The organism is Microbulbifer maximicatervae (SeqCode), assembly GCF_052467385.1.
This window is the reverse complement of the sequence record NZ_CP174311.1, coordinates 1,767,074-1,786,184: the sequence shown is the minus strand read 5'-3', so window position 1 is coordinate 1,786,184 and position 19,111 is coordinate 1,767,074. Positions and strand designations below refer to the sequence as shown.

Sequence of the window (19,111 nt, the reverse complement as noted above, 5' to 3'; positions counted from 1 at the left end):
AAATGAAGCTGCCGCGTAAAAACAGTCGCATTTTGTTTGTAACAATGCAGTATGGAGCAGGTTATAAACAAGGTACAGAAAAGTACATTAAAAACCTAACTTCCGAGCTAAAGCCCAGAGGATATGAAATCTTCATTGCAGCGGGAAACCCTGAGCACATCAAGCAGAAACAAGACGAACAATGTAAAGGGTTTATTGGAATTCCCACGAACGGCTGGTGCAGCTTATTAGGTGCTGATGTCAACTTCTATGTCAAGTGGTTAACCGAATTACAGCCTGACATTGTCCATATGGCTAATCCGGCGCATATAGGAGTAAATATATTAAAAGCTGCTGAAACATTAAATATACCCTATTTTGTGAGTATTACCGATTTTTGGTGGCTTTGCCCTAAGCACACACTAACACTCCCAAATGGGACCTTCTGCAAGGGGTTCGAAACCTCTAGTATATGTCGCAAGTGCATCACAAAAACTCACCCCAAGAAGGTTGTAAGAGAGGTCGCAAGCCTTAAATACACCAATGTAATCGCACAAGGCTTAATTTACGCGAATAATATATACCAAAAGCAAGCAACTCCTAGCTGGAGTTCACGAAATGAAACTTTAAGGGACATCCTCTGCTCTGCCAAGAAGATAATTTGCTTATCAAAAACCGGACAGGAAAAGCTAGAGAGCTTTTTTAGTCTATCTAATACTTGCTATATTCCAGCAGGGTTATCAAATCACTGGTTTAAAGAAAGGCCGGGAAGAAAAGAAGTAGGTTCAAACCCTAAGGTTACCATTGGTTTTCTTGGCGCACTAGCCCCACATAAAGGGCTTCATACTTTAATTGAAGCGCTAGAACAACTAAAAAGTCCCAATGTAAGCTTAAAAGTGGCCGGTAAAATCCATGACCATCAGTACTTTAATAAGATATCAAACTTTGAATTAAATATCGATTATATTGGAGAAGTAACTGAAGCCCAGGCGGTTTCTTTTATAGACTCCATTGACATCCTCGTCATTCCAAGCACTAGCCCTGAGAACCAACCTCAAGTATTGCTAGAAGCTGCAGCAAGAGGTAAAATAGTTATTGCCAGCGCTAGCCCAGGGTGCGCCGAGCTTTTAGAAGATAATGTGATTTTCCCTATTGAAAACGCCTATGAGCTCAGAAAAATTCTTCAATGCTATTTGGATGCTCCACAAAAATTCTCACCACCCTCACCCCCACTTTCAGCCAAAGATGTTGCCAATGAAATTATACGTATCTACGATTCTATATAAATGAAAAAGATACTATTTTATGAAGCCATGCCAGACATCCTTAAAGCACAGAACATTTGTGCTCTTGCCCAGCATGAAATTAAAAAGGGGAATGAAGTATTTTTAATTGTGGAGGAAGAAGTGCAGTTATTAACGCGAAATTCTCACACAGCCCCCCATACTGTATGCTGCCGAAAGGTAATTGGCAGTATAGTCGCCGCATCTGGTATTAACTATTACGCACTCCCTCGAAATAAAGAGTTCGCACTTAAGTTCGCAAAGGACCCATCCTCTACAATGGATTTAATTAGGGACTACCGTTTCAAGGCCTATGAAAAAATTGTAGCCAATTTTAAGCCAGAATTAATAGTTATTTGGAATGGTCTTGCTCACTATCAACAAGACTTTTTATCTCTAAGTCAACGGCTGAATCATTGCCAAGCATACCGCTATGTTGAGGCGGGTTGGTTCCCCCAAAAGGGAACTTTTTACACTGACTCTTTGGGAGTAAACGCTAAAAGCTCTATCGCTAAAGAAAAGAAAGCGAAATTATCACCCCTAGAAAATGAAAAGATTGAGGCATGGAAAAGCAATTACCGAAGAACAAATGGAAATTATAAAATAAAGGATAAGAATTATATATTTATTCCACTCCAGCTAGAAACAGACACAAACATTACGAATTTTTCCCCATTCAAAAAAATGCAGGATTTTTTGGCCTGGGTGGAAACTATGACCCCTAAAGAATACAGCATTATAGCCAGACCGCACCCACTATCTAAAGGCAGTCTACCCTTAAATGCAAATGAAATTTCCAGCAGGCTGCTAATTGATTCTGAAACCAATATTCATAAACTTATTTCAGAGTGCAGCTTTGTTGTTGGTATAAATAGTACAGTGCTACTTGAAGCTTTGATTTACGAAAAGCAAGTCTATGCTGTAGGAGAAGGTCTCTTTGATTCCTCTAAGGCCATCCGCAAGCAAAAGGTTAATCAATCAATAGATACAAATACCACTCTCGACATAGCTTCTGCAAACATCCTTTTAAGTACTTTAGTAAGCACTCAAAAAAAATTACCCAACTATTCAATAAAATCCCCCATTCTCTCCCTTCCATACCTGTTGACTCACCTTTTTAAAACTTACATTAAGGTAGTAGATATTTTTAAAGTTAGTTTTAAGCTCTTTAAATTCTAAAAGTCACATACTGCCACCAAAAGATAAACCATCGGTGCAAAACCAAACCCGTCGACAAGAGGGAAATTATATATAGATCAACTATCAAAAGGTAGATCCGGGCCACTTAACACCTAGTGTGATACGCTCGCCAAGCGTTGCATCATGGGCACCCACTACAGGGTAGAAAAATTAAGAGCAAAACAACCTAGATACGTTTTTTCACGTAAAACCTTAAATTGCGCATCACAATTTCACAGAATTTAGGATTTTTTAGCTTTGATCAAGATTTAAAAATAATGAGGTAGTTAAGCAGGGGGTTGTGATCAAATCTAACCGGACGCTTCTTTAAGCACATATCTCAAATTTGATATAGGCTATCTCTGCCAGTGCTGTATGTATTCTTCGCAAGTTGTAATAAGCAATATAGCTCTCACATCAGCTAGCGCGCCCTTCCTTGGCGGATAGAGGTTGCCCGCCAACCATAGATCTTCAAGCAGCTAAAGAAACGCTCAGTCGGTGTGCTGTTCCAACAATTTCCTTTGAGACTCATTGAACACACTATTCCATGCTGCCTCAAAAATGTTTGGTAGATATGCCACGATCAGAGTGATCCAGAAGACCTTTTGGGGGCGAACACAAAATGACAGCCATCATCAACGCACTAATTACTAAGGCCGCTTCCAGATTACGATCTAGATGCCGACCAACAATCCGGCGCGAATATAGATCAATCACTACCACCAAGTACAACCAGCCCTGCAAAGTCCAGATATATAATATCAGTCGTCCAAACTCAATTTTTAGCACTCGGCGAGAAATCCCTGCTCAGAAGATTCAGAGCAACTGGCAGTTGATGCTTGCTATTTATGGTTAGTGTAAATCGCTTTTTGGGCTTTACTGGCAAACCTAGCTTTTTCATTAGCTTGCGGGCTCGATAGTGCCCAATTCAGAGCCTTCTTTGCGTAACCGACGGCCTCCTAGATTCTGTCGAGATTCTACAAATAAGGCCTTCAATCGATAGCGTAGTTGCCAAATCTGAACATCTATTGGGCCACCACTACGGCGACACCATTCGTAATAGCTATTATTATTTACTTGCATCACTCGACAGAGGCGCCCTAACTGGAAAGCTGCCTTACTGCTTCTTATTAAATTCGTACTTTATTTCATTTCTTTCGCAAAGAAGGCGTTGGCTTTTTTAGGATTTCCTTCTCTATCCACAATTGCGTTACTTCACATATGGCTGGCCCAGTTCAGCTCGTTCGCCCGTATCCAACCTTAATCTGCTCTCTTCCTACTCTAATCCTTATCCAGCATCGCAGGTTGTTAGCCGTGGTCTTACAGCCTCTGCAACCTTGGAAATCGAATACCCGTGCTCCGAGACAAAAGCAACCGCACCTCTCTTGAGCTCCAGCTTGAATTTTCGACGTGTGCCTTTTGTTGTCATACTTCACTTCGGTTGTAATTTTACCATCTTAGTGAAGTGCCCGGAAGGATTAGACCACTACACACACGGGTTGAACTCACCAGCATATTCCTTACGGCAGAAATAAAAAAATGTACAGCTTTATTGGGGAGAAGAAAGGTAACTTTCCAGTTAGAGGCCTCAGTCAGGTAGGCAAATAAATAAGAATAGCTATTACGCGGTAATGATAGCTTAATAGATAGCTAAGTAATGCCAGCATGTAATCAATTAAAGGGCTTAAAATTAGGCGCTATTAAGCCCCAAGCTAATCAAAAGCGAGGCTTGACAATTAACACCGGCTGCCAATCGCTGAAACTAATAAATAGAAAACTCTCACCGGACACTAAAATCTAGATTGAACTACCCAGATAAAACACATCTGGGTCTTACAAAGCTGGCTATGCTTGGCAGTAATACTTGACTTATATTCACACCGGATTACTGGTTGGCATTTAGGTTGTAAGATGAAAATGACCTTAGTAAGTTAAACATTGCTGACGGCAGTCAACTTGTGTACACACCTATAGGTTTTCTAGGCTACCTTGCTTGAACTAATAATTATGCCAACCACACCCAACAAGCACTATTGAAGCAGTATTTTATGATCAACTCAACGAATCGTAGGGGGATTTGATAGGGCAACACACCGACTGAACTCTCATTTAGCAGCCAAAAAAAAAGGGGGGGGTGAACCGAAAACTCTACAGCACTGGGAGAATACGATAACAGATATGAGAACCTATATTACTTATTACAGCTCATACAGACCACATATATCGCTGGGGGAGATACCCCCATAGAATTAGAAAAAAATTGCTTGAAGAGCCGAGTGGCTGGACTCGACCACAACAGCTTCTGTAAGGCTCTCGAGAGGAATCTAAATCCTAATAAATATTCTATCCAGGGATATAAGCAGACAAATCAAGGTCTTCCTCTGGCCCTATCGACAGGCTAAAAAAGTCAGCATTATTCAGAATGACTTCATCACTCCAGTCCCACCATTTAATTCTCAGTAATTGCTCCCTGACATGCTTAGAAAACCTGAACCGAATGTGCTTTGATGGAGACCCTCCTACTATACTAAATGGCTCTACATCCTTAGTTATCACAGAACCCGCCCCTAATACAGCACCATCACCAATCGTCACCCCGGACAATACCGTCACTCCATCGCCTATCCATACGTTATTGCCAACAACAATTGGGCCTTTTGATGCCCCACCTTTCGTAAGACCAAGTTTATTTTGAAGCCAAATCTGCATATTGATAATTTGTGTATCATGGCTTGCTGCTATAAGCCTACAGCTGTCGCCAATTGCACAATATTTACCTACTAAAACCTGACCTCTTACTTTAATTGAACCATTTATTGATGAATGATACCCAACTCCAATCCTACCTTTTACATCCCAGGGTCCGCCGCCCCTAATGCAACCTTTCTTTTTTTCTTCACCGATCAAAGGGTTGTAGTAGGTCATAAAAATCTCCTTCATGAAAGTGACACATGCCCGCTTATTAAACACTATACATTACAAGGCTTTATCACTGTAGTATCTCGTAATCAGCACATGTAGCTTTACGAATAAAATTTCGAGAGCCATAACGCTGGATTTACGTCATCTATACACTAGTTTTAAGTAATCGGCTTGCCATATCAGACAACCTTCAAACAGCAAGCCTTCTAAAGTAAAAGCTGAACACTAATAGAAATATCTAGCTTTAGCTAAAGTCAGGGTACACCAAAAATCTTATTAACCATGCACTCTACTCAAACATAAACTATTAGCCAACCCTCCCCCCATCAACTACTTCACCAGAAGGAAATAGTAAACGGCCAACTACAGCAAAGACAGGATTTTGTAACTTTCTACAAAACTCCACTGGGGATTGAGAGAATTCTGACGCCAGCTCGGCACCTTTAAACCGTCGAAGAATCTTATAAATTAATGGCACATAAATTTTGCGCCACCCCATCAGGCCATAGACAGAACGATATGAAACAAGAAAGTACTTGGCATATTTATATTTAGGATTCTCTAATCGGGATAAAAATTCAGCAGGGTCAGACAAGAATATAGCGTACTCGCCCCGAGAAAGCCTTCCTTCAATATATGAATCAGCCAACTTAAAGAATGGCAATCGCCAAGAGAAAAAACCGAAATTAATAATTTTTTCTTGACGTCTTTTATTTTTATGGCTTTTCTTAGAATGTGACGAGCTATTTTTTTTGTTATGCTCCCTACCACCTTTGAGAATATTACTCCAAGAATTAGAGATTTCTTTGTAAGCCTCAGATACAGCCATCACTTCAGCAATAGTTAAATTCACTGAAGGACCAACCGGCACTTTATTTGATTCTACCCTCTCAAATAAAATACCATCATCACGACCAAGGTATTGATTAGCAATATACTTATTTGACTCACCATATTTCACCAATAAAGTCTTCCGCTCTTCTGCACTAATCACAGAAAATCCGTCTGAGGGCAAATCTAGTTTAGATAACTTATCATGGGCCTCTTGAATAAACAGAAGATAGTCATTATGGGAGGGGAAAAAGTAACCATTATATAATCTAAAGATTTCAACGTGCCTTGCGCTAAGTTGAGCCTCATTACGCTCCTCAAGGGAAACATCTTTGAGAACTGGGGTAGAAGGCAGGTCAATTGCTTGGATAAAGTCCGCTAGCAAATCTCCAGATACCATTTGCTTTTTATCGAAAACCCTGACTTTAATGTTTTTAAGTGGCAGCTTTTTACGCCACCGATCAACAACAAGGTCATACGACATTCTATACTGAGTTTTCGGGCAGGAAAGCCACTCCTGAAAAGATTCAGAAACCTTCCCTACTGCACCTCCAGCAACAAATTCCATGTACTGACTATTTGCCCACTCATCCTGGCGTCTCAAGTAGACTATCATCTCCACATCAAATTCAGAGAAGTAATCTACAAGCCTTTCTGGCTCATCAGCAAGAAAAAACGCTTCTGATGACAATATAACTGTATGAATCCTCCCTCCGAGAACTGCAAGGGAGCTAAGCAATCTCTTTTTTAGTTCGAAGTTCTTACGAATAGCTGCATGTAAAAAGCCTGCATGACCGGCTTGCTTATGCCTTCTATTCTTCTGCCAAAATAAACCATACTCAGGGATATATACACCTGCATTAATTAATGCTGCTCTATTTCCTTCCAAAAGGTGCTGAAGGTAGGTACTCCCTGTCTTTGATGAGCCGATATGTATAACAATTTTTGGTAAAACAACTTCATTTAAATCTAACGAAGTCGAATACCTTATCGAGCCATTAGAATACTTGATAAACTTGTTAATAGCTGACGAGAGGTGATTATTTTTGGACAACAAGTGGCTATAAGCAACATCTAGATCTATTTTTTTCCCATCTACAACATCAGAAACCAGCTGCCATTCACCCGCTTTTACACCTTCAAATATCACATGATATCTATATTCTAAAAATCTATCCTGAGATATTGCACTTGGTTCATTCAGCAGTTGACTATGGTTAAGCTGTGACTTTTTGAAGATAAACTCAAGTCTTTCAAGAAGAAAATCCCTATCCTCACCATGCTCTAGATTTCTAATGACTTTCCAAACAAATCCATAGAAAATATAATGCAAAAACTGAGAAACATTAAAGGCAAGGGCGGTAATAAAATTTTTCTCACCACTTATCTTATCCAAATATAGATCAACAACTCCTTCTAAGTTTTGCAAAAACAGCAAGGCATCAGAAACATTCTTTTCCCTTCTCGCAGTTGAGTTCTGCCGTACTCTGTACACAACAGCTTCGTAAGCTGAATCAGCTATTTTATTCGCACCAAGAAATGCTTTGGTTAGAAAATAACGCTCCTCCCACTGAGGTGTAAGGAACTTAATATCGTTTTCAATTAAAAAGCTTCTTCGATATAAAAACGTCCAAAAATGTCTATTGTGGAGTAGCAAAGGCAACTCGATAAAAGCTTTAGCCTCAAATCCTCCTGAGAAGTACTGTTCGGACGGGTCTGGCCTATTAAACTTAAATTCACCTGTAGCACTCTCAACCCTTTCACATTGCTTCCTTCCTCGAACCATGTCTGCATTATTTGACACAGCCGTACTGAAAAGGTGTTCCAACACATCATCATCACAGAAGTAATCATCAGAATCTAAAAACCAGACAAACTCCCCTGCAGATTGCTCAAGCCCAACATTTCTCGCCACTCCCTGCCCTACATTTTCAGGAAGCAATATTGGCAAAACCCGATTATCTAAGGAAGCATACTTCGAAATAATCCCTCTAGTATCATCGGAAGAGCAATCATCCACGACAACAACTTCAATATTTTGAAGAGACTGGGAGCAGACTGAATCTAAACACTTAGCAAGATAACTCTCGACATTGTAAGTCGGAATAATGATAGAGACCTTTGGGCTGCCCACACTATTACTGACGTCAGTTTTAGTTGTACCTATCTCCCTAATAGGGCGGTGCTCAATAATATAATCAATTGCATCCTCTATTTGACTACCCTGGCCAATAGAGGGCACACAATAATGTGAGTACCATATATACGTATAATAAAACAACTCATGCAGGGATCTTTTCGTTCTTCTATGCGGAACAAGAATTCTGTCATCGGTCAATCCCCAACCAGCATAAAATGGAGCCCCAAAACAGATTACTTCACACCCTGCCAAAAGTGCTTCGAAGCCCATTCCGCTTGTACCAACATATACTTTATCAATAAACTCAAACATTGAGTATGGGTTAACGGGCTCGCGATAAAAATAGACATTATCAAAGTCTTGTAAACCACTGTAGTATCCAGCCCGCTTACTTTTCTCATAAATAGAGTCAGGGTGGGTCTTTACTAGAATATCAGCTTCAGGGTTTTCACGGATAGCGGATATCAACATATCCTCAAAAGTAGAATCATCTGCCAATCCATAGACTGTTGAAGCATCACCATATGATTGGTCAACAACCAAAACTTTCGGAACACCATCTCTTCCAATATTATTAAACGAGAGAGGTTGGGAGTTATACTTAGATATCTTTTCTTTTAAAATTCTGCTTATATTCTCATCGGCTCTACGAAATTCCGCATCTGATAATTTTTCGTCAGAATTTAACTTTCTTGCCAAACGACTCTCATAATTAGACATATAATAAAATGCCAAATCATCGAAGACATATGAGAGGCAAGCATACTCAACTTTCTTTGCCTTAAATGCATGACTCCAGCTTGCAGCAGCAGCTATAAACCCTTGCTCAAAGAACAGAACCTTGTCCTCTGACTTTATATTTGACAGGACTTCCACAGTTCCAACATGTGAATCTTTGCTTAAGTCCTCAAATGGCGCTCTTGGGATGAAGGCATACTTTGCTTTATTTATATCCCCCTGGTTGAAACCAGCCAGTTCAGGAAAAATCAAATTGAGATTGGCTGCATATGCACCACTCAGATTACTCTCTGCATAACCGAAAACAACATCTTCACGACTTATATTGCGAATATAATTTCGCAAATCATAATCTTCTCGTGTACTTCTGGCTTTAACAATCCGCTCAAAGCGATCAAAAAAACTGTTTTGCTTCATTTCTTTTGGCCAAGCTTAAATTCTTTTCCATAATTTAAAAAATTGGAGCCCAAGACTTCCATAAGCCTGACCCTATCCAAATCTTCTTGCGTGAGAGCTAATGTTCGCAAAGAATTTCCAGCCTCTTCTACCGTACTTGCTATCATAGACTCCCACTTTTCAACAATCACCTCATGAGAAAATAGCTCACTAAATCGAGAAAGGCCCTTCTGCCCCATCAAAGCTCTCATCGACTTATCTTTTCCCAACTGTTTTAACGCAGTAGCTAAACTATCTACAGGGTCTTCGGGTGAACATAGAATGCCACTCTCACCATCTTGAATTTGGTAATTCAGCCCCAGGCAGTCAGCATAACCTATTAATGGAAGCCCATGAGCCATCGCTTCCAAGCACGTTAAGGCAAACCCTTCCGCTTCACTAGGTAATACGAATATATTGGCCTGTTCAAAAAGCGGGTAGGGGACGTCAACTTTCCCTAAGAAATCAACAGACTTAGTTACAGCAAGTTGGCTTGATAAGCTTTTAAGATTCGCCTCTTCAGAGCCATATCCGGCTATCTTTAAACGCCAACCTTTACTCTGAAGGCCAGACGCCGCAAACCCTCTTATCAACAAGTCAACTCTCTTACGCTTTACCAATCTCGCTACACACAAAATATAGTTGTCTGCACCCCGATCAGGGTTTGCCTGTTTTTTCGGTAATCGGACAGTATTTGGGATAACTGTCGTTTTTTCCCGCAAGTAGGGTGGCAAAGTGTCCCTATATTCAGGTAATAGAACGTGAATATGATTGGCTCCTGAGAAAATAATCTCCCTTTCTCGCTTATTAAAATTACCAATTTTTCTAGGGAACTCTGGATTTATGTGCTCTGATAAAATTACAGGGACATTTAGCTTCCAACCATAATATACATACCGGATAAACTCCCGGTTCATATGAAATCCAACAAGAACATCTAAGTTATCAGCAGCAAGCTCAAATATTGTCTGCCCACAAGAGACGCCATTGATATCTTCATCAAAAGTTCGTAATTTAATTTCAGGGTCAAGGTGCCACGTTGGCTTTCCGTGATGCGAATCATATGTGTAAATGAAAATATTGTGGCCACGCCTTGATAGCAGGTTAGCAATAAGCGCTCCTACACTTTCTGTCCCCCCTCGACCTTGAGTAATCCAGGGAATAAAAAAACCTATTCTCAATTTACTTGACTCAGAAAGATATTTTCTCATCACTATCTTAACAACTCAAAAAACAATATATAAAAATATAAATACATTTACTACAGCAGTATATCGTGCTTACCACTTAATACCCCAACTAGGATATCAATCATATGACTTGTACTAATTTGAAACTCATACGATCAGAGATTACTACTCCCCCATCCAAGCTTGGATCTGCAAGCCTCATAAAAGCTATGCTCAATTGGATGCACCAGGGTAAGCCTGTGTGGCTTTTTATGAACTCTAACAACATCTCCACTTTTTGTAATAATTTGATCATGTCCATCACAAGTTACATGAGGATTAGAAATGCTATGATCGCTAACAACAATTTTAATTTCTGAGCTGCCTTCAACCACTATTGGGCGACTGCTTAGCGTATGTGGATTTAGCGGTACTAAAACTATGGCATCTAACTTGGGGTGCATAATAGGCCCGCCACCAGAAAGAGCGTAAGCAGTGGAGCCTGTCGGAGTTGATATAATTAAACCATCTGATCTTTGGGTGTAAACAAATTGGCCATCAATATAGAGATCAAACTCGATCATTCGAATTAATTCTCCGGGATGTAGCACTACATCATTAAGCGCTGATCCTTCACCAATTGGTTTTCCATTACGAGTAAGTGACATATCTAGTAAAAAACGACTTTCTGCCATATATTTACCAGATAACACTTCCCCAACCTTCTGCTCAACTTGATCTGGTGTAATATCAGTCAGAAAGCCCAGCCGCCCTCGATTAATCCCTAGCAATGGTACACTAAACCGTGCTAGTGCCCGTGCAGCCCCTAAAAGACTACCATCTCCACCAACAACAATCACCAAATCACATAACTCACCGAGCTTTTCCTTCTTAGAAACACGAACACGATGCTCCATTACTGACGCAGCCGTTCCCTCTTCAAGCACCACTGTATAGCCTTCGCCTTCAAGAAAAGACATAAGGCGTTTGAGGGAAACAACCGTACTTTCGCTCTCTGTTCGGCCGACTAGTCCGATAGTTTGAAATTCCGACACATCTCCCCCGGGTAATCTAAAAGGGCCATACCTCTGAAAATACAACGCACGTAACTATATTTAGTAACCAGAGCACTAGGAACAAGCTATCGGCGCACCATATGCTATTATGCCGGAGACGCACAGTTGAGTCGAACGAACCAGCTATTCCTCAACTAAAAAGAACCTAGCCAATTTCAACGATACCCCCTTCGCCCCTGCAAACCACCAGTGTGAATCGCTAATACCCTGCTTCCAACAGGCACCTTGCCAGCCACTACACAATACGATAAAGCCATAAAGAGCTTACTTGTATAGACCGGGTCAAGTGGGATTCCAGTGTCGCGCTCAAAGGCAACCTGAAACCGCTTAAGCCCTTCTGGATACTTCCCATAACCCCCACAGTGAAACCCACTTAGCAACCTAAGCCTCGAGTATTCTTCTAGCGGATCAAGAGACACCCCCTCAATATGCTGCAAATTATTGCGACTCATCCCGAGCCTCTCCAACCAGCAAGCCGAATCAGTTGCCACACTGGCCCCCGCCTTAAGAATCTCAACCCCAACCACAGGAGATGCTTTGATAGTAGAGCCCAACCCCGCAAACGTGGCGCCTGTTCCACATGCCACCCAAAGTTGATCGAAATCTACCGGTTGGCTTTCGCTAATTACCTGCCCTAAAAATCCAGCCCCCTTAACTCCCGCCCAATTAGAGCCTCCCTCCGGTACGAAGAGAATCGAATTCTCCTCAAGACCAATCTCGCGCAAAAATGTAGCCTCACCTCTTCGGCGATACTGAGCCCTACTAACAAAAACCAACTGCATCCCTAAGCGCTGGGCATCCTCCAACATCGCACTTAGACTGGGAGGTCTTTCCCCCCTAATAATCCCCAGCGTCGAAAAACCGAAGCGAGCTCCTGCTGCAGCTGTTGCATGAATGTGATTTGACCATGCACCTCCGCAGGTTGCGACTGTTTTAACCCCTCTCTCTGTAGCTTCAAGTAAATTAAAAAGCAGTTTGTATGCTTTGTTTCCAGAAAGTAAGGGATCAAGCTGGTCATCCCTACGCACCCAAAGCTCAACCCCCTGAAACAAATGGCTATCAACCCTTTCATAAGGCACTCTTAGGGCTGACTCCTTAAAGGTTTTCAAGTCCAAGCGCTCGAGAAAATCCATAAACTCTCACCATTAAGCTAGTTAAAAGGTTATCCAGGGCAATTAACCAGGTTAGATACCCCCTAGCAATGTAATAGCCGGACCAGCTCTCAAAAAAAGCACCTCTAGGCTAATCCACATTTAGCGAAATAGGTGCACTCAAACCAACAGAAAGAGTTCAATAGAGAGCAAAAGCAAGGAGGGCAAATAGCAGCATCAGCCAGATACAAAAAAGCCCTCACATGTGAGGGCTTTTTTGTATCTGGCGGACCGGACGGGACTCGAACCCGCAACCTCCGGCGTGACAGGCCGGCATTCTAACCAACTGAACTACCGGTCCTCGGTAGTAAACTTCCTCTCTGGAAGTTGGTGGGTGGTACAGGGGTCGAACCTGTGACCTACGGCTTGTAAGGCCGTCGCTCTCCCAACTGAGCTAACCACCCGGTGCTCTTTGCTATAGGGGCCGTGCCCCCTTGAGCGAGGCGCATATTACCCGACTGTAGATTCCTGTCAACAATTTTCACGCCAAATAATCACGTCCGATTAATTTCCATCCGATTCGTCTGGTAAAGAGACAGGAACTCCCCTCATTTCAGCCTCTTCAGTACTTGCTCCCTGCAAGACCTTACCCTGCCGATAGTCTGGGTCTAGCAGATGCCCAGCTATCTTCACAGGTATCCCCCTCGGTATCAGCTGCTCTTTTGGGCGGGCCAAGTCTTGCTCGTTGTAATTACAAACACCGGTAGGAAATATTCTCTTTAGATCTGCCACACGACTGGAAATTTCCTCGGTGAATGGACCGTAGATCCCCTTCGCCAGCGCCCGCTCAACCGGCTGCAGTGCGCACTTAAAGACATCATCAGTCACCGGCGCCCCCGCCACTTGCCTTGACGTACTATGAATCGGGTATACCCTCATACACTTCCCGGGGGCTTGGCTATTCCAGGGGCCATCCCAAACCTTATCTCCAGACGCAAGTAAATTTCCTTCCTTGTCAAAGCATCGGTCATTGGCATCATCTGGGCGGTTTTCCACGACACCTTTACCTGGGTTTTCTATGATGCTCTGCATCCAACGGTCGACTAAATCCAGCGCCTCATGCAATGGGTTGTAGCCTTTGTCACTCATCCAAATCAGTTGGTTCTCCGCATGTCCACGGGCACGCCGAATACGCTCGCGTGCGGAAAAAGAGGCTGAGCTGTGGTGCATATCAGGCTCTTTATCGAGGTAGTGCCGCAAATCAATAATGGGGATCTCTACATCCCCCAGGAAAACGTGCCCGGAACGATATATTCCATTAATAGCCTCCAGACTTGCGCGACTACGCTTCGCCGGCTTTTGGAGGGTTCCCATATTGAGATTTTGCTCACTCCAAAGGGACAAGCGAACCGGAAACATATTCCCATTCATAAACCACAACTGCTCTTGGATCTGATCTTCTGGCGCTTTCCAGCCACCTACAGCAGCATTTACACGTAAAAATGTATCTATATTAATTTCGCCGTTCACCAGGGCTTTCAGGCCGTACTGCACTCCCTCATTATCCCAAGAACTATTTGCATACCCTGATGCATTTGCACCATAAAACTGGCGAAGATCTTCCCAGTGTGTCCAATGCACTTTAGGGATAACCTCTGCAGAAAAACTCTTAGCAAAATGAACAAAATTAGGGTTATTAACCAACGGCACTAAGCCTCGCCATCCTTCGACGCATTCAGTGGTTCCTTGCATCCTGTCTCGATAGCGGCTATCAAAAATCCCGGCGAAAAAGCTCAACACCCCAAATTTACTTGAACCATTCTCACTGGCAGCTAACCCTTGGATAACCGTACGCTCCTCAGCTTTTTTCCAGCGCTGATTCTGCCTATCCACAATGTCAAAGAAGTACTCTAGTGGCTCACAATCGAAGGCATAGATCGTTTGGGACACCATATCTGGGTAGGAATACAAAGGTATAGCGGCATCTAAGAGGCCCGGTGCATTCTGCGCAAATAGATACTGTTGGATCGCTCCACCAGACCCCCCAATGCCAACGGTGTACATTGGCTCCCCATATAACGATACAAATTGCTTTTTCACCCTACGAGCAGTGTCTTCTGCCAGCCACATGTTGTAGTGGTTTCTAGTCTGATTGGCGGTCGAATAGACAATCGCATAACCGCGCGCAAGTTCATCCATTCGCCGCGTGGTGATATCTCCTTTGTTGATTTTTCCCTGGCGCCCTCCAATGCCTACGCCGCCACGGAACTGATAGATCAGCCGCTTATTCCAGTTACTACCACTTGGTCTACCTGCAGACTCACCCTCGCCCCTTAATACTGCTATTGCATAAAAGTGGCGGTTGATCGTGCCTGTCTCTACACGAACAATAAAATCTACCTGCTTCCCGTTTACCGTCACCTTATCGATATCATTTCTGGCCTCATGCAGATAGTGAAACTGGCCATCAGTGGTACTACGGTAAAAATAGGTAACCTCTGTAGCGTGACTGCAATCCCGGCTATACCCAATAACCTCTTTTGTCTTCCTGCCCTTATCATTTAGAGCAAAGATGGACACCCCTTCCCCATCCTGATTGTCAACCAGGGGCTGCTTATTTGTAATATTGTTTTTCCCACAATAAAGAGGGTACCTGACTGGGCCACTAAATAGCGTCTCTACAGGCCCCACCTCTCCCAAGCCAATAGGAAATGGGAAATATTCAGGCGGGCGGGACATCATTCGGGGGTGAGGGCCGGAATAAGCTGGCGCAGGTTGATAGTCCAGCACCCCTTCAGGAACCTTCAACACCGGAGCATCTACGCTCCCGTGGACTTTTGGCAGCTGGTTATACCCATACCAAGCTGCTGCCCCCAGGCCCACTAGCACCAAGAGCAAAATAGAGAGTATCCAGCCTCTCCTAACGGACATAAGCGCCTCCACAGGAAACATCACTTTCTGTACAGCTTGAGTATATGAACGGATGTCCCTGGCTACTGGCAGTTGGCGCCGAGGAAGACTTAAAGAGAGGCAGGACTTGTAGAGCGATGCGCAGAAGCGCATATATCTTTAGGACAAAAACAAAAAAAGGGGATCTAGTGATCCCCCTATCGAAAGCAGTACCGCCTAGTCTTTAGCGATAATGCCTTTCTCTTGGAGAGTGGAGAGAATCACTTCTACTTCCTCTTCAAGAGTCATTTCAGAGGTATTAAGGTGCAATTCTGGTGAAACAGGTGCCTCATAGGGATCATCAATACCAGTAAAACCTTTGATCTCACCTGCGCGAGCTTTCTTATACAAGCCTTTGGGGTCACGTGCCTCAGCCTCTTTCAGTGGGCAGTCTACGAACACCTCCATATACGGAAGATCACCTGCTTCATGCATCTTTCTCACTAAATCACGATCTTCACGGTACGGACTGATAAAACTGGATAAAACAACCACTCCAGTATCCGCAAACAACTTGGAAATTTCGCCTACACGGCGGATATTTTCCTGGCGATCCTCTGCAGAGAAACCGAGGTTTGAATTGATGCCCAAACGAATGTTATCGCCATCAAGACGGTAGCTGAGCACGCCACGAGCAGCGAGAGCCTTCTCTACAGCAACAGCCACAGTACTCTTACCAGAGCCCGAAAGGCCGGTGAACCAAAGAGTCACACCTTTGTGGCCGAGGAGACTCGCCCGGTTTTCGCGGGTCACATCACCCTCATGCCAATGGACATTGGTCGCTTTTTGCTCAACTGTAGCTGTCACTGATTACTCCAAGTCTTGAATACAATCCTAGTGTCACAGGTATCAAGCATTTCATTGCACTCTGTGCCAATGCCTGCCTGTGATATGGGCGCTAATTATCGAGTATTTGGGCGGTAAGCGTAAAGCCCTCTGTTATAACGTGTCTATTCAACTCAAAGTCTTGAGTGCATAAGCAACAAAGTGGCATTGTTCTAATAGTGGGGCCGAATGGGCAAAATAACCCTATAGACAGGACTTTTTTGCTTGGAATCTACTCCAGTGGTACTACTGCAGGCAGCATCATTTAAACCATTCTGCCACTACCATCCCTTCGTTACGCGAAGGCTGAATGGGACATCAGATTGTTACACTAATCCATCTATAACTAGGTACTTCTATTAGCTATTGAGTGAGATAAAGAATGGAGTAAGAAGTATCACTAGTCACAAACGCTCGCAACCAATACCCATCTACATATTTTGTAAACCTATAAATTCTCACCGGAGATGTAAGCTCCTTTTACTCGCTCCAATGAACAATATGCCGTTGAATCATCATCAGTTGAGGAGCCAAAAACAGGTAGGAAAACTTGGCAAGGAGGCTCCTTTACAATGCTACCCTCCTTAACCTCAAGCAAAGAAACTTAGGAGCATCACTACCCTTTTGGACTAGCTAGGCAAACTAAAGTAGACCATTCAAATCCATAGACAATTGGTTATTACAGTTAACACAAAAAACTATTATTCCTTACAACCCGAATAAAATAAAATTGTATGAGATTAAACTTGTCACCTGCCGATAAAAAGCATCATTTAATTTCAAGTCATCGACACCCTCAAATTTTTCACACGACGCGACTAAACCCCCGACAACTGCGCAGGTTTTCTCATTCATCATATTTGCAACCGGCTACCGAGTGACGCGCTTTAATCTAGTTAAAAATACAAGTTCCATGGTAATCTGTGGGCCTGAATCGAGAAAAAACAGCCCTATATTTCTTAGGGTCTATAGCCAGTAAAGGAGGATGCTCAACGATGAGTAAAGGGGTTTTAAATAGATTTAAAATTCGCAAAGGAAAAATTTTTGAAGCCCCGCTAGAAGAGGCATTTGGTCGCCTGGTTACTCCTTTTGAGGAATTTATTCATCGCCAAAGCAGCAGTGGTATATTACTAATGCTCTCTGCGCTTATCGCTTTGATTATTGCCAACTCTCCTCTGCAAGAGGCTTACAAGCACCTACTTCATATGCCTATTGCGATAGGTGCAGGAGACTGGATATTTTCCCTTTCCCTACATCACTGGATCAATGACGGCCTAATGGCCATCTTTTTCTTTCTAGTAGGCTTGGAATTAAAACGAGAGTTTCTTGTGGGAGAACTCTCAGATCTCCGTCAGGCAGTACTACCTGTGATGGCCGCTATCGGCGGCATGGTGGTGCCCGCCCTACTATACAGCTCCCTTAATTTAGGTACCGAAGCCGGCCCAGGCTGGGGTATCCCGATGGCAACAGACATTGCCTTTGCGGTAGGCTGTATTGCACTACTAGGCAACCGTGTACCACGAGCAGTAGTGACCTTTTTGGTCGCACTGGCGATCGTAGATGACTTAGGGGCAATTCTCGTTATTGCCATCTGGTACACAGAACAAGTAAACATGACAGCACTCATCGTATCAGGTGGCCTGGTTGTAGTGCTCGGGCTACTCAATGCTGCAGGTATTCGCCGATCCGCAGCCTATGTCTTTGTTGGAGGTCTATTGTGGTACGGACTTCACTCAGCCGGTGTCCACGCTACTCTCGCTGGTGTCATTACCGCTATGGCATTACCTGCCAAGCCAAAATACGATCCTGTAGCATTTAGCACCTTCGTAAAAGATATCATTCGCAGCTTTGACCGCTGCTTCCGCCCAGGTGACAAGATTATCGCTAACGATGATTTACGAGCTCGCGTAATGGGCTTGGGTAATGGCGTGAACTTAGCCCAATCTCCGCTACAACGCATGGAGACTCGCCTGCACATTCCGGTCGGGTTTGTAGTGATACCTATCTTTGCACTAGCTAACGCGGGAATTCCGGTCGACAGCTTCAGTAGCTCCGAAGCGGTACTCAATCCGGTCACTCTCGGTGTAATCTTTGGCTTGGTGGTCGGTAAGTTGCTTGGGATTGTAGGGGCCACTTGGGTAGGTTGGAAGCTAGGTTGGGGCCAATTACCCAAAGCGGCGAATTTCCAACATATTGTCGGTGTAGCATTGCTCGCAGGTATTGGGTTCACTATGTCCATTTTTATTGCCGAACTAGCATTTAGCTCACAAAATGAGCTGCTTATTCAGGCGAAAGCCGGCATTCTATTAGCGTCGGTTATCGCTGGGACAGCTGGCTTTTTGGTGCTACGTAACGCTCCTGCCTCAGAAGACAATGAAGCCAAAGGCGAGGAGCCAGATTACCCAGCCCAAGCTACTTCCAACTAAACAACAACAATCAAAGTAGGCCGGGCAAACTCCGGTTGCCCGGCCTACAAAAAGCGTCATTACGAATA

The 19,111-nt window shown here is 43.3% G+C and carries 11 protein-coding genes and 2 tRNA genes; 3 read left to right on the top strand and 10 right to left on the bottom strand.

Translation table 11 applies throughout. The features are described from left to right. Nucleotides 1–2: 2 nt before the first annotated feature. A complete protein-coding gene (locus ACJJIR_RS07765) occupies nucleotides 3–1,265 on the top strand; it encodes a glycosyltransferase (RefSeq protein WP_444907906.1) in 1,263 nt (420 codons plus the stop codon). Next, entirely contained in the window at nucleotides 1,266–2,441 is a 1,176-nt protein-coding gene (locus tag ACJJIR_RS07760; protein ID WP_444907905.1) for a capsular polysaccharide export protein, LipB/KpsS family, read from the top strand. It begins immediately after the preceding gene. A 555-nt stretch (nucleotides 2,442–2,996) separates the two neighbouring features. Here ACJJIR_RS07760 and ACJJIR_RS07755 read toward each other — a convergent pair. The 10 genes from ACJJIR_RS07755 to cysC all read right to left on the bottom strand — a co-directional run bounded on the left by ACJJIR_RS07755 (nucleotide 2,997) and on the right by cysC (nucleotide 16,599). Beyond that, nucleotides 2,997–3,230: a DDE-type integrase/transposase/recombinase gene (locus tag ACJJIR_RS07755; RefSeq protein ID WP_444907904.1), complete on the bottom strand. Its 234-nt coding sequence runs from the start codon at nucleotides 3,228–3,230 to the stop codon at nucleotides 2,997–2,999. Between the two features lie 1,554 nt (nucleotides 3,231–4,784). After that, nucleotides 4,785–5,366 (bottom strand): CatB-related O-acetyltransferase, encoded by a 582-nt coding sequence (locus ACJJIR_RS07750; RefSeq protein ID WP_444907903.1) that lies wholly within the window; start codon nucleotides 5,364–5,366, stop codon nucleotides 4,785–4,787. A gap of 304 nt (nucleotides 5,367–5,670) precedes the next feature. Beyond that, nucleotides 5,671–9,489, bottom strand: a complete 3,819-nt coding sequence (locus tag ACJJIR_RS07745; protein WP_444907902.1) for a glycosyltransferase — start codon at nucleotides 9,487–9,489, stop codon at nucleotides 5,671–5,673. Beyond that, nucleotides 9,486–10,718 (bottom strand): glycosyltransferase, encoded by a 1,233-nt coding sequence (locus ACJJIR_RS07740; RefSeq protein WP_444907901.1) that lies wholly within the window; start codon nucleotides 10,716–10,718, stop codon nucleotides 9,486–9,488. The genes ACJJIR_RS07745 and ACJJIR_RS07740 overlap by 4 nt, the downstream gene beginning before the upstream one ends. 134 nt (nucleotides 10,719–10,852) lie before the next feature. After that, a complete protein-coding gene (locus ACJJIR_RS07735; RefSeq protein ID WP_444907900.1) occupies nucleotides 10,853–11,731 on the bottom strand; it encodes an NAD(+) kinase in 879 nt (292 codons plus the stop codon). 176 nt (nucleotides 11,732–11,907) lie between these two features. Continuing rightward, nucleotides 11,908–12,885: a 1-aminocyclopropane-1-carboxylate deaminase/D-cysteine desulfhydrase gene (locus ACJJIR_RS07730; RefSeq protein WP_444907899.1), complete on the bottom strand. Its 978-nt coding sequence runs from the start codon at nucleotides 12,883–12,885 to the stop codon at nucleotides 11,908–11,910. A 242-nt stretch (nucleotides 12,886–13,127) separates the two neighbouring features. Further along, nucleotides 13,128–13,204 (bottom strand) — tRNA-Asp (locus tag ACJJIR_RS07725). 27 nt (nucleotides 13,205–13,231) lie between these two features. Continuing rightward, nucleotides 13,232–13,307: transfer RNA gene (locus tag ACJJIR_RS07720), tRNA-Val, on the bottom strand. Nucleotides 13,308–13,407: 100 nt separating this feature from the next. Continuing rightward, nucleotides 13,408–15,774 carry a DUF6351 family protein gene (locus ACJJIR_RS07715; RefSeq protein ID WP_444907898.1) on the bottom strand — a complete coding sequence of 789 codons (2,367 nt, stop codon included), beginning with the start codon at nucleotides 15,772–15,774 and terminating at the stop codon, nucleotides 13,408–13,410. A gap of 195 nt (nucleotides 15,775–15,969) precedes the next feature. Next, the gene (gene cysC, locus ACJJIR_RS07710; protein WP_444907897.1) at nucleotides 15,970–16,599 is read right to left on the bottom strand and encodes an adenylyl-sulfate kinase; all 630 of its coding nucleotides are present in this window, start codon (nucleotides 16,597–16,599) and stop codon (nucleotides 15,970–15,972) included. Between the two features lie 1,013 nt (nucleotides 16,600–17,612). Between cysC and nhaA the strand changes: the two genes are divergently transcribed. Next, nucleotides 17,613–19,043, top strand: coding sequence for a Na+/H+ antiporter NhaA (gene nhaA, locus ACJJIR_RS07705; RefSeq protein WP_444907896.1), 1,431 nt, complete (start codon nucleotides 17,613–17,615; stop codon nucleotides 19,041–19,043). Nucleotides 19,044–19,111 lie beyond the last annotated feature (68 nt).

Coding starts and splice junctions, on each gene's coding strand:
- ACJJIR_RS07765 (WP_444907906.1), top strand. CDS start 3: ATGAAGCTGCCGCGTAAAAACAGTCGCATTTTGTTTGTAACAATGCAG.
- nhaA (WP_444907896.1), top strand. CDS start 17,613: ATGAGTAAAGGGGTTTTAAATAGATTTAAAATTCGCAAAGGAAAAATT.
- ACJJIR_RS07760 (WP_444907905.1), top strand. CDS start 1,266: ATGAAAAAGATACTATTTTATGAAGCCATGCCAGACATCCTTAAAGCA.
- ACJJIR_RS07740 (WP_444907901.1), bottom strand. CDS start 10,718: ATGAGAAAATATCTTTCTGAGTCAAGTAAATTGAGAATAGGTTTTTTT.
- ACJJIR_RS07715 (WP_444907898.1), bottom strand. CDS start 15,774: ATGTCCGTTAGGAGAGGCTGGATACTCTCTATTTTGCTCTTGGTGCTA.
- ACJJIR_RS07745 (WP_444907902.1), bottom strand. CDS start 9,489: ATGAAGCAAAACAGTTTTTTTGATCGCTTTGAGCGGATTGTTAAAGCC.
- ACJJIR_RS07750 (WP_444907903.1), bottom strand. CDS start 5,366: ATGACCTACTACAACCCTTTGATCGGTGAAGAAAAAAAGAAAGGTTGC.
- ACJJIR_RS07730 (WP_444907899.1), bottom strand. CDS start 12,885: ATGGATTTTCTCGAGCGCTTGGACTTGAAAACCTTTAAGGAGTCAGCC.